This window comes from Spirosoma sp., from assembly GCF_048594605.1.
GTDB lineage: Bacteria > Bacteroidota > Bacteroidia > Cytophagales > Spirosomataceae > Spirosoma.
Genome location: NZ_JBMDWV010000441.1, coordinates 1 through 4,786 on the forward strand (window position 1 = coordinate 1; position 4,786 = coordinate 4,786).

The following is a 4,786-nucleotide window of genomic DNA, read 5'->3' on the forward strand; positions in this document are numbered from 1 at the left end:
GCATACTGATTATACAACAAAATGGATAGGCTTTTACTTGTATATTGATAAGCTTGACCACCCAGATATCTATCAAAACGAAGTTTGCCATAGCAGGGTCGTAGAAAATAGGTTCGATTCCAACTATCTATACCCTCAAACTTGTTACACACCTAGATAAGTTGGTACAATGACGTTGTTTTACCATGTTGTAGCAGCGCAACCATTTCCAAGGGGTAACCTATGAGACTGTCAGTCGATCATTTACACGAGATTATCAAGGATCAGTTCGAGTACAAACTTATTGAGGAGCTGGCAGAAGTAGGTCAGTACAAAACGGCAGCGGTCGGTTCATACCTGATTCGGCCAGGCGAGTATATCCGTGCAGTTCCCTTTATCATCAAGGGATCGGTTTAAGTGCTGCGCCCTGACTCCGAAGGGCGGGAAGCGCTACTCTATTATCTAGGCGGGATGGATGCCTGTGCGATGTCGCTGACATGTTGTCTGAACAGTAAACGAAGCGAAATCACCGCAGTCGTGGAGGAGGAAACCGAACTAATCCTGATTCCATTTGACAAAGTCGATGAGTGGATGGGCCGCTTTTCGACCTGGAAACAATTCGTTTTTCAAACCTATCAGAAGCGGTTTGATAGCCTGCTGACAACCATTGATGACATTATTTTTCACAAGCTGGACGAGCGGTTACTAACCTATTTACAAAAAAAGATTACCAACTGCCAGTGTAGTGTACTGTCCATTACCCACGAAGAAATTGCGCAGGAACTTGTTACGTCCCGCGAGGTTATATCTCGCCTGCTGAAGCAGCTCGAAAAGCGTGGCTACATTAAATTGACGCGTAACAAAATAACCATGTTGGCCTAATTATTTCTCCTTTGTAACATTTATCACGGAAGTCCTTGGAGCCGGAGTCGTATTTCGCTTAAAAATTAAGTGAGCATGACGTATCTGCAACTAATGGGTTTTCTGGCATCCATCCTTATTGGCGTCAGTCTGGGATTGACTGGGGGCGGTGGTAGCATTTTGACGCTCCCCGTGCTGGTGTACCTGCTGGGCTTCAACCCGGTCACGTCAGCTATGTATTCCCTGTTTGTGGTCGGCACCACGTCGCTGGTTGGTTCAGTCAACTATATGCGGCACCAGCAGGTCAGCTACAAGGCGGCTTTGCTATTCTCCATTCCTTCTTTTCTGGCCGTCTACCTGACCCAGAAATACCTGATACCTACTATACCGGACCCCATCTTTTCTACCGCTTCATTTACCTTGAGCAAGTCTGTGGCGATCATGATCATTTTTGCCCTGGTGATGCTGGCTGCGTCGATCAGTATGATTCGGGATAAAAAAACATCCGATCAAACGCTGACAGGTCCAGCGACGTTCAACTGGCCCCTTATTACGCTTAACGGTATGCTGGTAGGTCTGCTGACCGGTATTGTTGGCGCTGGTGGTGGCTTTCTAATCATACCGGCTTTGGTTCTACTGGTCCGTCTACCCATGAAAATGGCGGTAGGTACATCGTTGCTGATCATTGCGACAAACACGCTGACTGGTTTCTGGGGGGGGACCACGAACATGACGATCGACTGGCCATTCTTGTTGAGGTTCACGGCCATGGCGGTCTTGGGCATCCTGCTGGGCACCTATCTGGCACAGTTTATACCGAGTCAAAAACTCAAAAAAGCGTTTGGCTGGTTTGTGCTTATCATGGGTATTTACATCCTTGGCCGGGAGGTTTTTTTATAAGATGGGCTGCGTGATAAAAGTCACGGATCGCTGATTACTCACTGGATACCTTTGGGTATTCATTTACTACTTCTCAAGTAACACATCGTTATGTTTTTTCAACATATTTTCGACAAAACGCTGGCACAGTCCAGCTACCTGATTGGTTGCCAGAAAACGGGCGAATCGATCGTCATTGATCCTAAACGCGACGTCGATACGTACCTGGACCTTGCCAAACAGAACGGCCTTCGAATCACGCACATTACCGAAACGCATATTCACGCTGATTTTCTGTCGGGTTCGCGGGAGTTGGCCGCGCTGAGCGGAGCCACCTTATACCTATCCGACGAAGGTGGCCCCGACTGGCAGTATGCGTTTGAGCACGTTGGTCTGACAAACGGCGACGTACTTAAGGTTGGTAACCTGACACTGGCTGTGCTTCATACACCGGGCCATACGCCGGAGAGTATCAGTTTCCTGCTAACCGATAAACCCGTAACGTCGGCACCGGTCATGCTCTTTACGGGCGACTTTGTATTTGTGGGCGATGTTGGCCGCCCCGATCTGCTGGAGAAAGCCGCTGGTCTGAGGGGCACACAGGAGGCCGGTGCTCATCAGTTGTCTGCCTCACTTCAGCAGTTCGACGCCTTACCCGATTACATTCAGGTGTGGCCGGGCCACGGGGCGGGGTCAGCCTGTGGCAAAGCCTTGGGGGCCTTACCCAGTACGACGGTTGGCTACGAGAAAATCCGCAACTGGGCGTTTGGGTACAAATACGACCCTGAAGGCTTCGTCAGCTATTTATTGGCTGACCAGCCCGAACCGCCGACTTACTTCGCCACGATGAAAAAGCTAAATAAGGTGGATCGTCCGCTGCTCACGCAGGTGCCTTCGCAAAAGAAGCTTACCGCCAAAGAAGTCAAAGACGCACTGGATAAAGGGATCAAGCTGATTGACACGCGTAACAAGGCGGCTTTTGCCAACGGGTTTGTACCGGGTAGCCTCAACATTCAGGGCAATAATGCTTTTGCTACCTGGATGGGCTGGTTCATGAGCTATGAGGAGCCGTTTATGCTGGTGGCCGATGAGTCGCAAATCGACGAGCTGACTCGTAAACTGATGCGTATCGGTTTGGATAACGTTTATGGGTTTATTGACGACGTAAGCACGCTGGGCATCGAGCTGCAACGTGCCAATATCATTGACATCGACACGGTCAAAACCCATCTGGAACGCGGTGATGCGCAAGTGATTGATCTGCGCGGTGCTTATGACTATAAAAGCGGGCACATCGAGGGTGCCGAGAACATTTTCGTGGGCACACTGCCTCAGCATCTGGATGAGATCAGTAAAGAAAAGCCGGTCGTCATTTACTGCCAGGGTGGTGACCGGGCCACTATCGGTTATTCGCTACTGATTCGCAACGGCTTCACGAACGTAATGAACTATTCGCCCAGCATGAACGAGTGGGCTGGAAAGGGAAATGCAGTCGTGACTGAACCCGCCGAAACAGTGCTGTAATTAGGTCACTCCTCTTACCCGGACAAAACGATTGTGCAGTGTGTTTACTTTCAAGACCCGTTTTGCTAACGAACATATGACTTTCATTGATTTAATTCGTCAACCCTGGCCCTGGTACGTTGCCGGGCCGCTGATAGGCCTTACCGTGCCTGCCTTGCTGCTAATTGGTAATAAGTCGTTCGGTATTTCTTCGTCACTGCGGCACATCTGCGCGGCCTGTCTACCAGCAAACATTCCCTTTTTTACCTACGACTGGAAGAAAGAGTCCTGGAATCTATTCTTTGTTGCGGGAATACTGATTGGTGGATTTATCGCCACCTCCTTTCTATCGAATCCCAATAAATTTACGATAGCCCCCGCTACCGAAACGGCACTACGGGGACTTGGGATTCGGGATTTCTCGGGGCTGATGCCCGCCGATTTGTTCGACCCGTCTAACCTGTTCACGCTAAAAGGGCTATTTTTCTTTGTGATCGGCGGGCTGCTGGTCGGGTTTGGTACCCGCTGGGCGGGCGGTTGCACATCAGGCCATGCGATTATGGGCTTATCGAACCTGCAATGGCCGTCTTTAGTAGCCACCATCAGCTTCATGGTTGGCGGCTTTATGATGACGCATCTGCTACTACCCCTGATTTTCAAACTTGTTAACTAAACGACCCACAGCGTTATGCAAGCAGAATCAACAAAAAAGAGTCATTTTTCCGATAGATCGACAACCGTGTGCGAACGGTCAGTTATGAAAGCCAAGTCCGATAGTGGATGGGCTAACTTGACATACATGGTTGTTGGCATAGCCTTCGGCGTTGTCTTCGTCAAGGCAGAAATAATATCCTGGTTTCGTATTCAGGAGATGTTCCGTCTCGATTCGTTTCATATGTACGGGGTGATTGGTAGTGCCGTTCTGGTTGGTATGCTCTCGGTATGGCTTATCAAACGCTTTACCATCAAAACTTTGCAGGGCGAAACGGTTAGCATCGCACCAAAAAAATTTCAGAAAGGACAGATTTACGGTGGCCTGCTATTCGGCCTAGGCTGGGCCATTACCGGAGCCTGTCCAGGTCCTCTGTTTGCTCAGATCGGCAGTGGGTTTGTAGTCGTCGGTGTCACTTTGCTAAGCGCTGTTGCTGGTACGTGGCTGTACGGTTACTTCCGCGAACGATTACCAAAGTAGGCAGTTGTCGGGCATTAATTTACTCAACCTTACAGCTTCTACTTTTTACCAGTTTCGTTGCTGACGGTTAAGATAGGTTGATTGTAAAAGTTTCTTAATATAAACTACGTAGCTGTCGCAATAGTCTGGTTTATGCTAGAGAGCCGGGTTTACCAGTCAAATAGGTGCTATAAGATAGCTAATGAAATTGGATCAACGGAGCTTTAAAAGTAGCATACTGGTCTCTGCAACAGCCACAGACCTTATGAAATTTGGCTAAAATCAATTGCTAAGCGAATAAATGCAACGGGAGTTATCTAATAAATCCCGTTGCATTTATTCTCACAAATCGTTCCGATTGAGACGAGGAGTATTAATAATTCGGGCGTTTTA

The 4,786-nt window shown here is 48.7% G+C and carries 4 protein-coding genes and 1 pseudogene; all 5 read left to right on the plus strand.

The genetic code is table 11. The features are described from left to right. The first annotated feature begins 222 nt into the window (after window positions 1–222). The 5 genes and pseudogenes from ACOJS8_RS27835 (at window position 223) to ACOJS8_RS27855 (ending at window position 4,414) form a co-directional block, all read left to right on the plus strand. Window positions 223–861: pseudogene (locus tag ACOJS8_RS27835) on the plus strand (Crp/Fnr family transcriptional regulator). Between the two features lie 75 nt (window positions 862–936). Further along, entirely contained in the window at window positions 937–1,740 is an 804-nt protein-coding gene (locus ACOJS8_RS27840) for a sulfite exporter TauE/SafE family protein (protein ID WP_420151830.1), read from the plus strand. 90 nt (window positions 1,741–1,830) lie between these two features. Then, the gene (locus tag ACOJS8_RS27845; RefSeq protein ID WP_420151831.1) at window positions 1,831–3,243 is read left to right on the plus strand and encodes an MBL fold metallo-hydrolase; all 1,413 of its coding nucleotides are present in this window, start codon (window positions 1,831–1,833) and stop codon (window positions 3,241–3,243) included. Window positions 3,244–3,319: 76 nt separating this feature from the next. Then, the gene (locus ACOJS8_RS27850; protein ID WP_420151832.1) at window positions 3,320–3,895 is read left to right on the plus strand and encodes a YeeE/YedE family protein; all 576 of its coding nucleotides are present in this window, start codon (window positions 3,320–3,322) and stop codon (window positions 3,893–3,895) included. Between the two features lie 84 nt (window positions 3,896–3,979). Then, window positions 3,980–4,414, plus strand: a complete 435-nt coding sequence (locus tag ACOJS8_RS27855) for a DUF6691 family protein (RefSeq protein WP_420151833.1) — start codon at window positions 3,980–3,982, stop codon at window positions 4,412–4,414. The last annotated feature ends 372 nt before the right edge of the window (window positions 4,415–4,786 follow it).